Origin of the sequence: Streptomyces sp. S186 (genome assembly GCF_051603415.1) — a bacterium.
Taxonomy (GTDB): domain Bacteria; phylum Actinomycetota; class Actinomycetes; order Streptomycetales; family Streptomycetaceae; genus Streptomyces.
Genome location: NZ_CP193932.1, coordinates 3,918,103 through 3,934,110, shown reverse-complemented (window position 1 = coordinate 3,934,110; position 16,008 = coordinate 3,918,103). Strand labels below are relative to the sequence as shown.

The following is a 16,008-nucleotide window of genomic DNA, read 5'->3' as shown; positions in this document are numbered from 1 at the left end:
TGCCGGCGGTCCGGTGCTTGCCGCGGGACGGCGCACGGCCCGGGTCCGCGGCCCGTCCCCGGGGCGAACCGGGCGCCCGCGGGCACGAAAACGCCCGATCGCTGGCGACGGGGGATGCACCAGCGATCGGGCTGTGACCAAGCCTAGCAAGACTGCCCCCTCGACGGGAGTCAACTGCCGAAACTGAGGGCCGAGTTGTGACCGGTTTCACCCGGCGTCATGACGTCAGGGGCGCCACGGTCCTGTCAGTCGGTCCTGTCGGTCGGTCGTGTCGGTTGTCCTGTCAGTCGCCGCACGGCGGCTCGTAGGAGAGCTGCGGCAGGTACTCGTGCCACCTCTCCGGCGTCAGCACGCCCCGGGTGGTCGCACAGATGCGGCTGATCGCCGTGTCGGTGTCGAGGCTCCACAGCCGTACGGTGCCGGCGCCGCTGGAGACGCCGAGCATCCGGCTGTGCGGGGCGAACGCCAGGAAGCTGCCCGCCTTGGCCCGCGGGCTGGTCGACTGCCCGATGGGGGTGGCCCGGGCGGGGTTCTCGACGTTCCAGAAGCGCACCGTGTTGTCGCTGCCGCCGCTGGCCAGCGTCCGGCCGGTCCCGCTGAACGTCAGCGACACCACCGCCTCGGTGTGTCCGGTCAGGGCGGAGCCCAGCCGGGCGGGCCGGCGGGGATCGGTCAGGTTCCACAGCCGGACGGTGTCGTCGTCGCTGCCGCTGGCCAGCGTGCGGCCGTCCGGACTGAAGGCGAGCGCGTTGACCGGCCCCAGGTGGCCGGTCCGCGGCGTGCCGAGCGGGGTGCCGTGCCGCGGGTCGGCGACGTCCCACAGCCGGAGGGTGGTGTCCGCGCTGCCGCTGACGAGGGTGCGGCCGTCCGGGCTGAAGACGACGGTGTAGACGTAGCCCTGGTGGCCGGTGAGCGGCCGGCCGAGCGGGACGACACGGGAGGGGTCGGTGATGTTCCACAGCTGGATGGTGCGGTCGTCCATGGCGGTCGCCAGGGTGCGGCCGTCCGGGCTGAACGCCATGGCCTGGGCGCCCGCGTAGCGCGTCATCAGGCTGAGGGGCGGGCCGTGGCGGACGGGGTGGGCCGGGTCGGCGACGTCCCACAGGAACACCTTGCGGTGGGCCGTGTGCACCGCGAGGGTGCGGCCGTCGGGGGAGAACCGCAGGGCGCGGTCGACGCCGTCCCGCGGCATGAAGGGGGCGCTCAGCGGCACCGGTCGGTCCGGATTCGCCACGTTCCACAGCCGGATCCGGCCGTCGCGGGCGGTCGTGGCGAGCACCCGCCCGTCGGGGCGGAACGCGGCGAACCGGCCGACCATGTCCGCGGCCGGGATCGACCACAGCCGCACCTTGCCGTCGCCGCTCCCGGTGGCGAGGGTGTGCCCGTCGGGGCTGAAGCCGACCGCGTACATCTGGCCGCTGCCGCCGGCGAGGGGCTCGCCGACCTGCGACGGGTACTCCGGATCGCTGACGTTCCACAGCGTCGCCGTGCTGTCCGCGCTGCCCGCGGCGAGCATGCTGCCGTCGGGGCTGAAGGCCACCGACCACAGGGGGCCGGTGTGGCCGGTGAGCGGCGGGCCGATCGGGGCCGGGTGCCGGGGGTCGGCGGTGTTCCAGAGCCGGAGGGTGTTGTCGGCGCCGCCGCTGGCGAGGGTGCGGCCGTCGGGGCTGAAGGCCACCGAGTGCACGGTGGCCGTGTGGCCGGTCAGCACCGTGTCGACCGCCTCGGGCCGGCGGCGGTCGGCCACGTCCCACAGCCGGATCGTGGTGTCGTCGCCGCCCGCCGCCAGCGTCTTCCCGTCGGGGCTGAACGCCACGGACCGCACCGCGGCCGTGTGACCGGTCAGCGTCGACAGCGGCGCCGGGCGGCGCGGGTCGGCCATGTCCCACAGGCGCACGGTGTGGTCCTCGCCCACGGAGGCCATCGTCCGCCCGTCCGGGCTGAACGCCAGCAGGTAGACCGTGCCGGCGTGCGGGGCCAACGGGGCCCCGAGCGGACGCGGGTGGCGGGGGTCGCGCACGTCCCACAGGCGGATGGTGCCGTCGTCCGAGGCGCTGGCGAGGGTGTGCCCGTCGGGGCTGAAGACGGCGGTGCTCACCCAGCTCGTGTGGCCGGTGAGGGGCTTGCCCAGGGGGCGGGGGTGGGTGCGGTCCGCCACGTCCCACAGCCGGACGGTCCGGTCGTAGGAGGCGGTGGCCAGCAGCCGCCCGTCCGGGCTGAAGGAGGTGAGGTAGACGGCGCCGGTGTGGCCCAGGAGGGGCGTGGCCAGCGGTGCGTTCACGATCGATATCAGCCGGTTGTCGGTGCCTTTGTCACCGGGCCGCAGGCGGTGTGCCACCAGGTCGAGCTGGGCCGACAGCGACGGGTCGGTGTACTGGGCGCGGTCGGCCTCGGCGAGCACCTGCTGGAAGACGGTGTCGTCGCGCTGCTGCCACGCCACCACCGCGGAACCGACGGCCAGCATGGCCATGACGACCAGCGCCGCCACCGCACCGCGGCGGAGCCGCACGGAGCGCCTGCGCAGCCGGACCGAGGCGGCCAGGAACTCCACCGCGCTGCGGGTCAGCGAGGTGTCCCCGGCGGACCGCGCCCAGGTGCGGGCCTGCTCCAGGCGGGAGCCCCGGTAGAGCAGCGAGGCGTCGCGGCCCGAGCCCTCCCAGGCCCGGCCGTCCTCCTCCAGGCGCTGGCGCAGCAGGTTGCCGTTGCGGTCCTCGTCGATCCAGTCGCGCAGCCGTGGCCAGGCATGGAGCAGCGCCTCGTGGGTGATCTCCACGGCGTCCGCGTCGAGCGTCACCAGACGGGCGTGCACCAGCGCTTCGAGCGATTCCTCCGTTTTGTTCGGGTCCGCCGACTCCTCCGCCAGCTGACGCCGCGTCCCCCGCCTACGGGTGGCCTGGGTGTCCTCGCCCAGCCGCACCAGCCGGAGCAGCAGCAGCCGCGCGGCCGTACGCGCCGTCGGGTCCAGGCCGGACCAGGCCCGTTCCGCGGTCGCCGCCACGGCGCCCTGGATCCCGCCCGCGGCGCGGTAGCCGGCCAGCGTCAGCCGTCCCGCCTTCCGCCGCTGCCAGGTGGCGAGCAGCGCGTGCGAGAGCAGCGGCAGCACCCCCGCGTCGTGGGCCCCGCGGGGGCCGTCGGCGCTCACCTCGCGGACGATCAGCTCCGCCAGGCCCGGTTCGAGCTCCAGGCCGACGGCCCTGGCCGGGCCGGTCACCGCCTCGCGCAGCTCCGCGGTGGTCAGCGGCCCGAGCACCATGTGCCGGTGCTGCAGCGCGTCGGCCAGCTCGGGGTGGGCCAGGCACTGCTCGTAGAAGTCGGCGCGGATGCCGAGGAGGACGAGGACGGGGGCCGGGTCGTCCGGGCCGGCGGGCGTGGCCGCCGCGTGCAGCAGCTGGACGAAGGTGCGCCGGACCGCCTCGTCGGAGCAGAGGGTGAACGCCTCCTCGAACTGGTCCACGATCACGACCGGACGGGCGTCGGGGGCGCCCTCGCGCCGCGCCCAGGCCGCGAGGGCCTCCCGCACCGCGTCCGCGAAGGGCGTGCCGGGCCGCTCCGCCGCCGGCTCCGTCCCGCCCGCCAGGACGGGGGCCAGCTCCGGGATCCGGCCGGTCAGCTCCGCGAGCGGATCGCCGCCCGGCACGAGCTGGAGCACGCCCCGCTCCCCGCCGCCCAGCGCGCCGTCCCGCACCGCGGGCACCAGTCCGGCGTTCAGCAGCGACGACTTCCCCGCCCCCGAGGCGCCCACGAGCATCACCAGGCCGCCCGTCTCCTCCGCCGCGCGGAGCTGGTCGACGAGGGCGCCGGTGCTCCGCTCCCGGCCGAAGAACCACCGGGCGTCCTGCCGGCGGTACGAGGCCAGCCCCCGGTACGGGCACACCCCGGCGACCGGCGGCGCCTCGGCCGGGGGACGCGTCTCCTCGCCCGCGGCCGCCGCGGAACGGTCGCCGGCCGGACCGGCGACCGCGCGCTCCCAGAGGCGCTGCCACTGGCCGAGGTCGTACAGGCCCGGGGAGACCGGGGTGGCCCGCAGCCGCCGGGCCTGGGGTATCAGGACGTGCAGTACCGCGGCGAGGGCGGCGAACTGTGCCGGTACGTTCCTGGCCCGCCGCCAGTCGCTGATCCGCTGCACGGACACCCGGACGGGGCGCCCGCGCTCGTCGACCCGCTGGAGCCGGCCGACCGCCTCGGCCACTTTCTTGAGGGGCGGATTGCCGGCCTCCGTATACAGCAGCGCGAGGCGTTCGGCGAAGGCTGTGCGTGCCCCTGAGTCGGAACTCAAGGTTCCACCCCTTACTCCCCCCGCTCCTGGACGTCCGGACCGGAAAACTCACCTTAACCGGCTGACCTGCGGCGAAGCCGTCGCCCCCGGTACCGGAACCTCCTCGGCGGAAGCTCCGGCTGGCAGGATCACGATCCGACGGCGCGGCAACCCGGTACCACCCGGACATCCGGACAGGTCAGAGGCCCGGCGTCCGGAGCGGCACCTACGGACACTCGTTCTCGGCCCTCCGCCGCCGAAACCGCCGACCGGCCGTGCCGATCCCGGCGGACGAGCGCCGGACCCCCGTGGAGCCGGTCCTTCCGGACCGCCGCCACGTCGACCACGGGTTCGGCCCCCTGTGGATCCGCGCCGGTACGGGGGGCGCGGATCGACGCCGCCCGCGCCGTTCGGCACCGGTCCCCACGAGGGGAGGGACCGGTGCCGAACGGCGCGGCGGCCGAGCGCGCGGCAGCCGGCGGCCGGATCGCCTCCGAGGAACGGCCCATCGGAAGAGTCGGCCGGAAGGCCCCGTCCGCCTGCTCGGTCCGTCTTCTCAGCCCGAGGACCCGCCGCCCTCCGCCGGCACCAGCGTCGCCAGCCCGTCGAGCAGCCACTCCAGCACCTGCTCGAACGACTGCGGCCCCGGTGCGTTCCGCTGCGGATCGCTCGCCCACGCGACGAAGTGCGGGTGCGTGCCCGCCGCCGCGATGCGTTCCATATAGGGAGCCACTGTGGCCTCCAGGTCGCTGTCCTCGGGCAGCCCGACCCGGGTACGCATGGTCTGCTCCTCCAGCAGCGCCAGCCCCGACCCCAGCACATGACCGAGCACGGTCTTGATGAACCCCATCCGGGTCGTCGCGTCGAGCCCGAGCGGCGCCAGCTCGGCGAGCGCCGCGTCGTAGAGGCGCAGGGCGTTGGGCCCCATCGGGGGCCGGGCGAAGGCGAGTCGCGCGAACCACGGGTGGCGCCGGACCGCGTCCCATCCGGTGCGGCCGAGCCCCCGCAGCGCTGGCCGCCAGCCCTCCCCCTGCGGCACGGTGATCAGGCCGTAGACCTCGTCCGTCATCAGGTCGACCAGGCCGTCCTTGCTGCCGACGTAGCGATAGAGCGCCATCGGGCTGCGGACGCCCAGCCGGGCCGCCAGCGCCCGCATGGTGATCTCGCCGGGTACCTGGTCGTCGGCCAGTTCCACCGCGGCGGCCACGACGCGCTCGCGGCTGAGCTGCTCGGTGGCGCGCGGGGGCGCGGGCTCGTCGAACCAGACCAGCCCGCCGACGGCGGGCCGGCGCTCGGAAGAAGTCATGGTGGCCACTCTAGGCGTGGTGTACGTTGTCCACCATGAGTGGACAACGTACACCGATGCCCGAGGTGCTCGTGGTGGGCGGCGGACTGGTCGGACTCACCACCGCACTGGTGCTGCGCCACCACGGCGTCGCGGTGACCGTGGTGGAGAAGCGCTCGACGACCTCCCCGCAGCCCAAGGCCCGCCGCTTCCACATGCGCAGCATGGAGATCTTCCGGGAGCTCGGACTGGCCCGCCTGGTCCACCACGCGGCCCGGGACCTCGCCGGTCACGACCACATGGCCGCTGGGCGGACGCTCGCCGAGGCCGAGCAGCTGCCGCTGTGGCGGCCCCCGGGCCCCGGCGGAACCGTCGACATCAGCCCGGAGGCGCCCTGCCTGATCGCCCAGGACGTCCTGGAGCCGGTCCTGCGCGAGGCGGCGGCCGACGCCGGCGCCACGGTCTGCTTCGACACCGAACTCCTCGCCTTCGAGCAGGACGACGACGAGGTGGCCGCCGACCTCCTCGACCGCGGCACCGGCGCACGCACCCGGCTGCGGGCCCGTTACCTGGTCGCCGCCGACGGCGCCCGCAGCCCCGTACGCGAGGCACTGGGCATCGGCCGCTCGGGCCGCGGGACCATCGGCGAACCGAACGTGAACGTCTACTTCCACGCCGACCTCGGCGAGGTCGTACGGGGCCGGGAGTTCAACCTCTGCCAGATCGAGCACCCCGACGCACCCGGCGCGCTGGCATCCGTCGACGGCCGCCGCCGCTGGGTGTTCATGGGCGGCGGCACCACCACCGACCGGGACTGGCCCGCCCTGCTCCGCACCGTCCTCGGCGTGCCCGCCCCTGACCTCGACGTCCGCAGCGTCCTGCCGTGGCAGGCCGAGATGCTCGTCGCCGACCGCTACACCGCCGGGCGCGTCCACCTGGCCGGCGACGCCGCGCACGTCATGCCGCCGTTCGCCGCCAGCGGCGCCAACACCGGCATCGCCGACGCCCACAACCTGGGCTGGAAACTCGCCGCCGTCCTGCGCGGCCGTGCGGCACCGGCCCTCCTGGACAGCTACGACGCCGAACGCCGCCCGGCCGGCTGGTTCGCGGCCGACCAGTCGAGCCGCCGCACCCTCGACATCCGTGCCGCGGTGTCAGCCCCAGACCCCACCCTCGCCCACCCCTTCGTCCTGACCGCGGGCGGCTACCAGTACACCCACGGCGCCCTCGTCACCGACCCGCGGACGCCCGACGACCCCGAACCCACCACCGACTTCGCCCCCACCGGCCGCATAGGCACCCGCATCCCCCACCGCTGGCTCGACCGGTCCCGCACCCGCTCCACCCTCGACCTCGCCGGCCCCCACTGGACCCTCCTCACCAACACCCCCACGCCCACTGTCCCCACCCACCCCGACCTCCCCACCCACCCCCACACCCTCGACTTCCTCCCCGCCCATCACTCCCTGCTCCTCCGCCCCGACCACGTCATCGCCTGGCGCGGCCCCGACCCCACCACCGCCGTCGAGGCGTACACATCGCTCCTCAACGGCCGTTCTCCCGCAACGGAGTTCACGAGCACCTGACGCGCGGCCACCCCCGGAGACACTCGGGGGTGGCACCTCTGACTACTCCTGTGCTTCGTGCGCCGCCGCCACGATCCGTTCCAGCGCCGAGGCGTGCCGCCGGAACGCCTCCCGCCCGCGCGCGGTGAGCCGCAGGTGGGTGTGGCGCCCCGTACGGCTCTTGGTCTTGCGCACCTCCACATACTCGGCATCCGCCAACGCCGTGACCTGCTTGGACAGCGCGGAGTCGCTGGTGCCGACGGCGTCCCGCACAAAACCGAACTCCACCCACTCGGCCGGAGCCAGCAGCGCCACAATCGACAACCGCGCCGGCACATGCAGGAATTCGTCGAATTCCGGATCCATCAGCCCCGGCCCTCTCTCCTGGCGAGCCGCCTGGCGATCGGCCGCGTCGCATACGTGGCCACCAGCGTCGCCACCGCCGCGACGCCCGCGGCCGGCACGGACGGAACCGGCAGTTCCGTCAACCGGGCGGCAACCAACGCCGCGATGAAGACCGTGAGAACCGCCGCCACCACCCACGCGGTGAACACCCTCTCGGCCCTGGTCGGCCTCCTCCGCACCCGGGCCCGCCGATACTGCACGACCATGCCGCCCGCGATCAGCACCCCCGCCGCGATCCTGCCGGCAAGGCTCCACGGACTCGGCAGATCGATGGCCGACCCGATGGCGAACACGGCCAGCGCCGTGAGGAGCCCCTGCGCACCGGAGTAGTTGTGGCGCACGTACTCCTCCCGCGTCTGCTCCTGACGCTCCCGTATGGCATCCAGCGCAGCCTGCGCATCGTAAGAGGTCATGAACGTCGTCCCCGATCTTCCGCCCACCTGGCCCTGAGGCACTTTCCTCACGAGAAACTACCACCTTCTTTCCCGATAGGAAAGAAGACGGCGAGAACACTTGCCATGACGGCAAGCGTTCTGCGATGCTTTCCGTCATGGAAACCAACTCGGGCAACTCCGGTCGTCTGACGCCGGATTCGGCTCGCTTCGCCCTGGACTCCGTCGCCGCCTCCCGGGCCCGTGTGGCCACCCACGTCGCGGCCCCGTGGTGGTACCACGTGGGTATGGGTGCCGCGGTGGCGCTCGTCTTCAGTTCCATGAGCCTGCGGGAGGCATCCTGGGCCGTCCCCGCGTTCGTCCTCGTGGTGCTCGGCCTCGACCACGCGGCCCGGCGTGCGACCGGCGTCTCCTATCAGCGGTTCACCGCCACGGTCGGCGCCATGAGGATCTTCGGCGGGTACGTCCTCGCCTTCGTCCTGTTGTTCGCCGCCGGTACGTACCTGGAGTGGCGTGCCGGCGTGCAGTGGGCCATCGCAGTGGCCGGCGGCGTCATCGGCGTGCTCACCGTGGTCGCGGGGTTCCTCGTCGACGCGGTCGCCCGGCGCGACATCCGGGCCGGGCGATGACCGGCGCGGGCTTCGACGAGGTGATCCACGCGCCGAACCGCTTGCAGATCTGCAGCATGCTCGCCCCCGTTGACGCCATGGAGTTCTCCGTCGTCCGCGAGGCGCTGGGGGTCAGCGACTCGGTGCTGAGCAAGCACGTCAAGGTCCTCCAGGACGCGCAGTACGCCTCGGTCACCAAGGTCCGCCGGCGTGCCTGGCTCTCGCTCACCCCGACAGGCCGGAAGGCCCTCGCCGGACATATCGGCGCGCTTCGCCGCATCGTCGAGCAGGCGGAAACCGGCGGCTGACGACTGGCCGATTCAAGGCCGTAACGGGCCCGCTAGGGTGCGCGCGTGAGCCTTTACGTCGTCATAGGATTCGGGCCCGCCGGGGCGGCCACTGCTCGACTACTGGTCGAAAAGGGGCACTCCGTAAGGGTCGTCACCAAGTCGGGCCGAAGCCCCGAGCCCGGCATCGAGCAGGTCGCGCTGGACGCGACCGACAGCAGGCGACTGAGCGAGACCGCGCGGGACGCGACCGCGATCATCAACTGCGCCGGGCTGCCCTACCACCGCTGGACAGCGGAATGGCCGCCGCTGGCCTCGTCGCTCTGCGCGGCGGCAGAGGAGACCGGCGCCGTCCTGGTCCTGCTGAGCAACCTCTACGGCTACGGTCCGGTGGACGGCCCGATGACCGAGGAGCTGCCGCTCGCGGCGACCGGCCCCAAGGGCCGGGTCCGCGCCGCCATGTGGGAACAGGCCCGGAAACTGCACGAGCAGGGTCGCATCAAGGCGGTCGAACTGCGGCCCTCGGACTTCTTCGGGCCCGGCGTGACCGACGGCGGGCACCTGGCGGGCCGGGTCATGCCGGCACTGCTGCGCGGTAAGCCGGTCTCCGCGCTCGGCGATCCGGACGCCCCGCACAGCTGGAGCTACCTCCCCGACGTGGCCAGGGCCCTGGTCGAGATCGCGGGGGAGGAGCGGGCCTGGGGACGCGCCTGGCACGTACCGACCGAGCCCGCGCTCTCCGTCCGGGAGATGGTCGACCGCCTTGCCACCCAGGCGGGAACGGGGCCGGTCGCGGTGCGCCGGCTCTCGCCGGTCGTGCTCGGCGTCGCCGCGCTCGTCTCGCCGCTGCTCCGCGAGATGAAGGAGATCCGCTACCAGTTCGACCGTCCGTTCGTCGCCGACGCGAGCGCCTACGAAGCCGCCTTCACCGTACGGGCCACCCCCGTCGACGAGCAGATCAAGGCGACGGTGGACTGGTGGCGCGAGCGACTGGCCGGCAACGGGTCGGACCGGTGACAACCGGCGATCCACCGTCGGGCCCAGCCTTCTCCCCGTCGGGTCCGGCCTTCCCGGCCGGCCCGGCGGAGGCGCGGCCCGCGGACGTCGCGATCGTGGGGATGGCCTGCCGGTTCCCCGGGGCGCGGAACGTCAACCAGTACTGGCGGCTGCTCACCGCTCCACAGGCGCAGTTCGGCACCGTCCCGGACGCGCGCTGGCGCTCCGCCGCCTTCTTCGGCGGCTCGGCCCGGATGGTGCGGTGGCTGCGGCACACGCTGCCGGGCTTCGTCTACAGCGTCGGTCTGACGCCGGCCAACGCGGCCGGGGCCCTGGCCGCCGTCGAGCTGATCGTCGCGGAACCGCACCGGGTGCGCACGCTCCAGCGGAACGCGGAGCTCTTCCGCGGCCTGGCCACCGCGGCCGGTCTGGCCACCGGCTCCAGCGCCCACACGCCGATCGTGCCCTGTCTCCTCGGCGATTGGGCGCGGACCCTGCGGGTCGCGGACCGGCTGTTCGACCGGGGAGTGATCGCCGACCCGATCTTCCACCCCGCCGTGGAGGAGGGGCTCGCCAGGCTGTGGTTCTTCCTCACCAGCGAACACCGGGCGGACGACATCCGCCGGGCGGTGTCGATCCTGGCCGAGGAGGTGGCCGCAGCCGGCGCATGAGTGGCCGGGGGACAAGCAGCCGGGGAATGAGTAACTCACGCAACTCGCGCAACTCACGTCAGATCAGGGTGCGTTCGATCCGGCTGAGCATGGCGTTCTTCCCGGCGTCCGCGGCGGAGCCGGAGCCCCCGGCCGCGGCGGCCGTGCTGCCCACGCGCTGGGAGAGCAGGTAGGCGATGATCTCCGCCTCCTGCTCCTGGACGTCGTCGTAGGTCGCGCGCAGGAGCATGTCACGCACGAGGTCGGGGTCGAGGTTGGGGAAGAGGAGGCGGGCGCTCGCCTCGTCCAGCCAACCCGCCCCGCGATGGCAGCAGATGATGTGACCCAGCTCGTGCAAGATGATGTGCTCCTGATGCGCGCTGGTCGTGTTGGCGTCGTAGAAGATCAGGTCCTCGTCGCGTGCGGCGACCCACATGCCGCACGGGTGCGACGCCGGCATCTGCATCGGGACCAGCGTGATCGGGCGGTCGCGGATCTCGCTGAGGTGGTGGCAGAGCTCGGGCACGTCGGCGACCTCCGGCAGATCGAGTGCGGCGATCCGCTGCGCGCCGGCCTTCCGCAGCCGCTTGAGCTGACTGCGGCGGTCCTGGTCGACCGCCCGCCCCCTCCGCGTGCCCCTCACGCCCCGGCGCCCCTCACTCGCCCTCGGCGGGATCGGTGACGGGCGGCAGGCCCTGCAGCTGCCGGTACTGGTCCATGATGGCCGTGATGGCCTGGAGGTTCTCCTTCTTCATCCCGGCCGCCCGCATCGCCACCGAGCGGACCCCGGCCTGCCGCAGCGCCTCGATGGCGGCGACCTGGCTGAGCACCGACTCGGCGACCTCGTCGTCGAAGAAGTAGGCGACCGACACGCCGAAGAAGCGTGCCAGGGCGTCCAGGAGGTCCGGTGAGGGATTGGCTCTCTTGCCCGTCCGCAACTGCGACAAGTACACGCCCCCGACCCGGAGTTCGGGGTTGGCCCGCTTCAGCTCCTCTGCCACCTCGGCATTGGTCCAGTGCCTTCCCTTGGGACGAATCGTCTTGAAGAGGTTGTCCAGACGCACTGCCAGCTTGGGCCGGTCCTCAGTCTCGGACATCGCGAATCTCCCTCCCGTCACCTCCTTGGCGTGATTAGCCCTGGGCTAATTTCCAGTTTCGCAGATTAGCCGTCAGTTGACAATCGGCCGAGACTACGCCAACGTGGCTCTCACCGATAGCTGGCAGCTAACTTCGCTTACGGGGGTAGCCGTGTTGGTTGCCAGCTGCGTCGGTCCGGACCGGTCCTCGGGGGAAGGGCCGGTCCGGACCGGGCGGTGCACTCCGCCCGGTACGACGGGAAAACACGGGGGAAACAACGGGGGACCACGGGGAATGAGAGAGCCCCCGCCAGGTTTGACGGGGGACAGACCTGGTGGGAGCTCTCCTCGCGAACGCGGTTGACGAACGTGGTTGCTCTCAACCCGCGTTGCTGAGCTTATGGTAGGCGGAGGCCACCTTCGTGAGCCAGGCGACTTCCGCCGTGAAGTTGTCCGTATTCCGGTCCTCGAAGTCGGCGGCGTCCTTGTTGTCATCGGGCATGGTGCCGGCACGCTTGGCGTCCAGCGCCTGCCTGATCTGCGACGCTTCGGCGAACGCCTGCCGGGACTCCGCACTCGCCCCCCGCCCCGCACCGTCCGCACCATTGGCAGTCGTACGGTCGATATAGGGGCGCAAATCGCGCCAGCCGTCGCGGATTTCGACGACCCGCCGGTGGAGCCGGTAGTTGAGGTCGTTGAGCTCCGAGACCTTGGCCCCCGGCGGCTCCAGAACGATGTCGGGGGAAGACTCGTACAGATCCCGCCAGAGCGGGTAGAGGGCCCGGTAGGAGCGGTAACTGCGCGCCCACCCCAGCAGTTTGCCGGCCGAGGGCCCCCACGAGCTGATCGTCAGGGCCAGCGAGAGGGTGGCGATGCCCGCCGCGCTGAAGACGTTGGAGGCGAGCTGCCACACGCCGATGTCGATCCCGACCGCGGAGGTGAGGATGTTGACCGTCCTGGCCAGGCAGTAGAGGAAGAGCACCACCGCGGCGACGGAGAGCAGTTGGAGCGCGTGCCGCAGTTCGGGGTTGCCGGCCATCCGGGCGATGGGTCCGCACTGGCGGAAGATGGTGACGCACGGCACCGCCTGGGAGACGATGAAGGCCAGGAGGTAGGTGAGGACCAGCGGCTGACCACTGCCGCTGTTGAAGTCCGAAGCCGGCCGGCCCGGGCCGTCGGCGATCAGGAACAGCGCGATCAGCAGCGCGTTCAGACAGCCGCCGGTGATCAGCCAGTAGCGGGTCCTGCGCACCACGTTCTCGGCGGCGCTCGCCCAGTGCAGCAGGATGATCTGCGAGCTGACGCAGAAGGCGACCGCCGAGATGTGCATCACCAGGATGGCGAGGTTGCCGACGCCCAGGAAGCGCTCGCTCCCCATCGCGATGGCACCCATCGTGAAGGTGAGGCACTGCAGCAGCAGGGTGACCACCAGGATGCGGTAGGCGTTCTCCCGCCAACTGCGCCTCACCTGGGCCAGTCGGTAGACGAGCGCGGCATACGACGAGAGCGCCGCTATGACGAAGCAGAGGGTTCTAGTGGTGTTCACGGCCTGATTCCCCGCCGGTGCCGCGCACGCGGCGAACGGTCTGGTCGGTGTCGTCGCCCAAGGGAACCACGAGCCCGACCCCTTCGGCAGCCACCGCGATGGCACGATCGAAGAACGCCGCCTGGTCCTGGACGCTGTCGTGGGTCCGGCTGAAGACCTGGAACACCAGGAGCCCGATCAGATTGCTCCACAGCACGATGCCGCGTTCGATGAGGTCCGAGAACGGTGCCTCGGGCCGGCCACCGAAGATTTCCACGGCCGTCGGCAGGAGCACCGTGGGCCCGGGCAGCGGCCGCCGGGGCGGGGTGAGTTCACCGGCCTGAAGCGCCGCGCGGATGATGCCGCCCAGCACCTCGGGGGTGCGCGAGGCGGGCGGCACCGTCTCCTGCGGGGCGTGGTAACCCGGCACCGGCGACCCGTAGATCAGGGTGAATTCGGCGGTGTAGTCGAAGGACCACGTCCGCAGCGCACGCGCCGCCGCGAGCAGTCGCGCACCCGGCGACGCACCGGTGTCCCTGGCGGCCTGGTCAGCGCGCTCCATCGCCGCACCGGACGCGTTGTAGGCATCGATGACCAACGCGGTCAGCAGGTCGTCCCGATGCGGAAAGACGGCTTCCACCTCGCTGACGACAAGACCACTCTCGATGGCAACGGCCTCCGGGGACAGCCCTCCGGCACCCACTTTCACCAGGATCTGGCGCGCGGCCGCCTTGATGGCCTCCGCCGGCTCCGCGTTCGTCCCGCCCGCACTCGTCCCGGATTCATCCATGGCCGAACCGTACCTGTCAGCCACTACTCCCGCAGGCGGTCGCCACGGTACCCGCCATTCACTCGGCAGCGGCGGTCAGCAAGTCCGCTCCCGAGAGTTCGCCGAGTGCGCTGGTGATCTCGGTGAGTGGTTCCCGCAGGGCCGACAGGGCGTTGCGCATGTCTGAGGCGTGTTCCCAGCGGCGTTCGTGATCGATGGTGCTCGTGGCAGCCGGCCGGGCTGCTTCGTGGACTTCCAGCGCCGGGTGCCACGTGCTCAGGAAGGGCCGAAGGTGGTCGTTCACGAGAGTGGCCACGAGGTAGGGGAGCCGGGAGGCAGAGGCATTCGGGCCCAGGCGGTGAAGACAGTCGCGTGCCGTGGTGAACAGGGAGTGGAGCGAGGCCAGGGCCTCTCTGAGTGAGCCCTGTCCCTCGGCGAGGGGCTGCACTCCGACGCGTAGGGACAGCTCGACCTGCAGGTCGAAAGCTACTGCCCGCTCGATGTCATGGGGCGAGACCGGCGACGGGGAAGGCACGGGGTGCTCCTGTGCTGTGGTCGGAGTGGTGCGGCTTTCCAGGATAGGAGTCGGCCACGATTGCACCAGAGTGTGGAGGAGTGCCTGGCGGAGATCCTCCTGCCTGGTGACATCTTCGTCGTGGCGCCGGACCGCACGTGCGATCAGAGGGTGCACGCTCCAAGCGCGGGCGTCAGGAGCAGACGGGCGGACGACACCGTCACCGATGAGGACATCGATGCCCTCTGCTACGCGCTGGCCGGCTTCGGACGGCCGAAGAGCGTCGACGAGCGCCAGGGTGTGCTGCAACGGAGCGTCAGCGAGAGACGCGGGATGCACGAGAGCGAGGATCCGGAGGATGTCGTTGGCGGAACTGTGCGCCTTGATGCTGCGCGGCAGCAGAGTTGAGGATCGCGGTGTGTGATCCGACGTCCGTCCGGGCGCAGCGGCCCGTTCCCAGCGCAGCAACACATCTGTGGTGTTGCTGTGCAGGAGACGACGCAAGCCCGAAAGGTTTTCGTGGGCCATGCGCTCGGCCATGAGATCCAGCGCGAGGGGATGGCCGCCGAGGTCCCGGATGACCTCGTCGGCGGTCAGGTGTTCCGTCGCGTCCGCGGGGAGGCGACGGGAAGTGAGGAGGTCGTAGGCATCGGCGTCGGGGAGCGGACCGAGGTCGAGCGGCTCGCCGGAGGAGCCGTAGTGCTGCGACCGCGTGGTGAGCAACGTGGCAGCGAGCATGTGCGGACTGTGGAGCAGCGCGAGTTGCTCACGTGACAAACCGTCAGGGACACCGTCGAGCACCCAGAGGCAGGGCTCATCCCGCTGTCCCAAAGTGACGGCCAGATGACTGAGCAATGCATGGAGGGACTTGCCGCGCACCTCGATTCCGAGCGCGGAACTGACTGCCTCCAGTTGACGGAAGTAGCTCTCCAGGGTGCGTTGAGGCGGGCTGTCTGCGGCCGCGTGCAGGTCAAACCAGTAGATGCCGCCGGGGAACGAGGAGGCGAACTGCAGCGCGTACTCCTGGGCCAGGAGCGACTTCCCGATGCCAGGCATCCCCCGGACCACAGCGGTACGTCCGTGGCCCCTCTGCGACACGAGCGGCGCGCGGTGGCGGTGCAGTGCCGTGTGCAGATGCCACTGTTCGGCCAGCCGGCCTGTGAAGTGCCGGGACCCGGACGGTATCGGAGCCGGCAGCCAGCGCGGCCGTGTTGGTCTGGGGATCCCACCCAACGGGCCTGTCAGCCCCGCTACATACGAGCCAACCCGATCAGCGAGCCGCTCCGCAACACCCTTGTCCCTGATACCGGGCCAGTGTCGGGCATCCCGCAATTCGAGCGGCTGCACGTGGTCCGCGGACTGCTCGGGGTTGATCACCAGGATGCGCCGGCGGGGGTCCCCCTCCCGCTGGCCGGCCAGGAAGGCGTAGGTCAGCTCCCACTGGCACGCACGGCGGCGCGGATATTCGTGTGAGTAGAGGGCCAGGAGCACTTTCGACCGGGCCAACGCACGGGAGATGGTGGAGGTGATGCCGGCGAAGTCCTCGACGGCGGTGTCGTCCACGAAAACCCGCAGTCCGCGGTGGCGCAGGGCAGGGGCCAGGAGTTCCAGCAGGTCGGCATCGGATCGGCTGTAGCTGATGAAGACGTCCCAGTCCTCCTCGCCGGTAGGCCGATCCATT

At 71.9% G+C, this 16,008-nt stretch carries 14 protein-coding genes; 5 read left to right on the top strand and 9 right to left on the bottom strand.

What is annotated here, in order from left to right:
- Window positions 1-283: 283 nt before the first annotated feature.
- Window positions 284-4,276, bottom strand: a complete 3,993-nt coding sequence (locus tag ACRAS8_RS16755) for an nSTAND1 domain-containing NTPase (RefSeq protein ID WP_438486842.1) — start codon at window positions 4,274-4,276, stop codon at window positions 284-286.
- Window positions 4,277-4,811: 535 nt separating this feature from the next.
- Window positions 4,812-5,561: a TetR/AcrR family transcriptional regulator gene (locus ACRAS8_RS16750; protein WP_438486841.1), complete on the bottom strand. Its 750-nt coding sequence runs from the start codon at window positions 5,559-5,561 to the stop codon at window positions 4,812-4,814.
- A 35-nt stretch (window positions 5,562-5,596) separates the two neighbouring features.
- On the opposite strand from ACRAS8_RS16750, the gene ACRAS8_RS16745 reads away from it, so the two are divergent.
- Entirely contained in the window at window positions 5,597-7,126 is a 1,530-nt protein-coding gene (locus ACRAS8_RS16745) for an FAD-dependent monooxygenase (RefSeq protein WP_438486840.1), read from the top strand.
- 42 nt (window positions 7,127-7,168) lie between these two features.
- Here ACRAS8_RS16745 and ACRAS8_RS16740 read toward each other — a convergent pair whose 3' ends face one another.
- Both ACRAS8_RS16740 and ACRAS8_RS16735 read right to left on the bottom strand, forming a co-directional pair.
- Window positions 7,169-7,471, bottom strand: coding sequence for a transcriptional regulator (locus ACRAS8_RS16740; RefSeq protein WP_438486839.1), 303 nt, complete (start codon window positions 7,469-7,471; stop codon window positions 7,169-7,171).
- A complete protein-coding gene (locus ACRAS8_RS16735; RefSeq protein WP_438486838.1) occupies window positions 7,471-7,923 on the bottom strand; it encodes a hypothetical protein in 453 nt (150 codons plus the stop codon). Before ACRAS8_RS16735 ends, ACRAS8_RS16740 begins: the two co-directional genes overlap by 1 nt.
- A gap of 137 nt (window positions 7,924-8,060) precedes the next feature.
- On the opposite strand from ACRAS8_RS16735, the gene ACRAS8_RS16730 reads away from it, so the two are divergent.
- From ACRAS8_RS16730 to ACRAS8_RS16715, 4 genes are read left to right on the top strand one after another with little or no spacing between them, the layout of a single operon-like run.
- Window positions 8,061-8,531 (top strand): hypothetical protein, encoded by a 471-nt coding sequence (locus tag ACRAS8_RS16730; RefSeq protein WP_438486837.1) that lies wholly within the window; start codon window positions 8,061-8,063, stop codon window positions 8,529-8,531.
- Window positions 8,528-8,818 carry a transcriptional regulator gene (locus ACRAS8_RS16725; RefSeq protein ID WP_438486836.1) on the top strand — a complete coding sequence of 97 codons (291 nt, stop codon included), beginning with the start codon at window positions 8,528-8,530 and terminating at the stop codon, window positions 8,816-8,818. The genes ACRAS8_RS16730 and ACRAS8_RS16725 overlap by 4 nt, the downstream gene beginning before the upstream one ends.
- Before the next feature lie 45 nt (window positions 8,819-8,863).
- The gene (locus ACRAS8_RS16720; RefSeq protein ID WP_438486835.1) at window positions 8,864-9,814 is read left to right on the top strand and encodes an NAD-dependent epimerase/dehydratase family protein; all 951 of its coding nucleotides are present in this window, start codon (window positions 8,864-8,866) and stop codon (window positions 9,812-9,814) included.
- Window positions 9,775-10,464 carry an aminotransferase class I/II-fold pyridoxal phosphate-dependent enzyme gene (locus tag ACRAS8_RS16715; protein ID WP_438486834.1) on the top strand — a complete coding sequence of 230 codons (690 nt, stop codon included), beginning with the start codon at window positions 9,775-9,777 and terminating at the stop codon, window positions 10,462-10,464. Before ACRAS8_RS16720 ends, ACRAS8_RS16715 begins: the two co-directional genes overlap by 40 nt.
- 58 nt (window positions 10,465-10,522) lie before the next feature.
- Here ACRAS8_RS16715 and ACRAS8_RS16710 read toward each other — a convergent pair whose 3' ends face one another.
- The 5 genes from ACRAS8_RS16710 to ACRAS8_RS16690 all read right to left on the bottom strand — a co-directional run bounded on the left by ACRAS8_RS16710 (window position 10,523) and on the right by ACRAS8_RS16690 (window position 16,007).
- Window positions 10,523-11,086 carry a toxin gene (locus ACRAS8_RS16710; RefSeq protein ID WP_438486833.1) on the bottom strand — a complete coding sequence of 188 codons (564 nt, stop codon included), beginning with the start codon at window positions 11,084-11,086 and terminating at the stop codon, window positions 10,523-10,525.
- A 13-nt stretch (window positions 11,087-11,099) separates the two neighbouring features.
- Window positions 11,100-11,540: a helix-turn-helix domain-containing protein gene (locus ACRAS8_RS16705; RefSeq protein WP_438486832.1), complete on the bottom strand. Its 441-nt coding sequence runs from the start codon at window positions 11,538-11,540 to the stop codon at window positions 11,100-11,102.
- A gap of 358 nt (window positions 11,541-11,898) precedes the next feature.
- On the bottom strand, window positions 11,899-13,065 hold the full coding sequence (locus ACRAS8_RS16700; RefSeq protein WP_438486831.1) for an MAB_1171c family putative transporter: 1,167 nt from the start codon (window positions 13,063-13,065) through the stop codon (window positions 11,899-11,901).
- Entirely contained in the window at window positions 13,052-13,834 is a 783-nt protein-coding gene (locus ACRAS8_RS16695; protein ID WP_438486830.1) for a TetR-like C-terminal domain-containing protein, read from the bottom strand. Before ACRAS8_RS16695 ends, ACRAS8_RS16700 begins: the two co-directional genes overlap by 14 nt.
- Window positions 13,835-13,892: 58 nt before the next feature.
- A complete protein-coding gene (locus ACRAS8_RS16690; protein WP_438486829.1) occupies window positions 13,893-16,007 on the bottom strand; it encodes a TIR domain-containing protein in 2,115 nt (704 codons plus the stop codon).
- Window position 16,008: the final 1 nt, after the last annotated feature.

Bases quoted from the DNA above. Each gene is read 5' to 3' on its own strand.
- ACRAS8_RS16730 (WP_438486837.1), top strand. From the start codon at position 8,061: ATGGAAACCAACTCGGGCAACTCCGGTCGTCTGACGCCGGATTCGGCT.
- ACRAS8_RS16740 (WP_438486839.1), bottom strand. From the start codon at position 7,471: ATGGATCCGGAATTCGACGAATTCCTGCATGTGCCGGCGCGGTTGTCG.
- ACRAS8_RS16725 (WP_438486836.1), top strand. From the start codon at position 8,528: ATGACCGGCGCGGGCTTCGACGAGGTGATCCACGCGCCGAACCGCTTG.
- ACRAS8_RS16705 (WP_438486832.1), bottom strand. From the start codon at position 11,540: ATGTCCGAGACTGAGGACCGGCCCAAGCTGGCAGTGCGTCTGGACAAC.
- ACRAS8_RS16735 (WP_438486838.1), bottom strand. From the start codon at position 7,923: ATGACCTCTTACGATGCGCAGGCTGCGCTGGATGCCATACGGGAGCGT.
- ACRAS8_RS16690 (WP_438486829.1), bottom strand. From the start codon at position 16,007: ATGGATCGGCCTACCGGCGAGGAGGACTGGGACGTCTTCATCAGCTAC.
- ACRAS8_RS16750 (WP_438486841.1), bottom strand. From the start codon at position 5,561: ATGACTTCTTCCGAGCGCCGGCCCGCCGTCGGCGGGCTGGTCTGGTTC.
- ACRAS8_RS16745 (WP_438486840.1), top strand. From the start codon at position 5,597: ATGAGTGGACAACGTACACCGATGCCCGAGGTGCTCGTGGTGGGCGGC.
- ACRAS8_RS16695 (WP_438486830.1), bottom strand. From the start codon at position 13,834: ATGGATGAATCCGGGACGAGTGCGGGCGGGACGAACGCGGAGCCGGCG.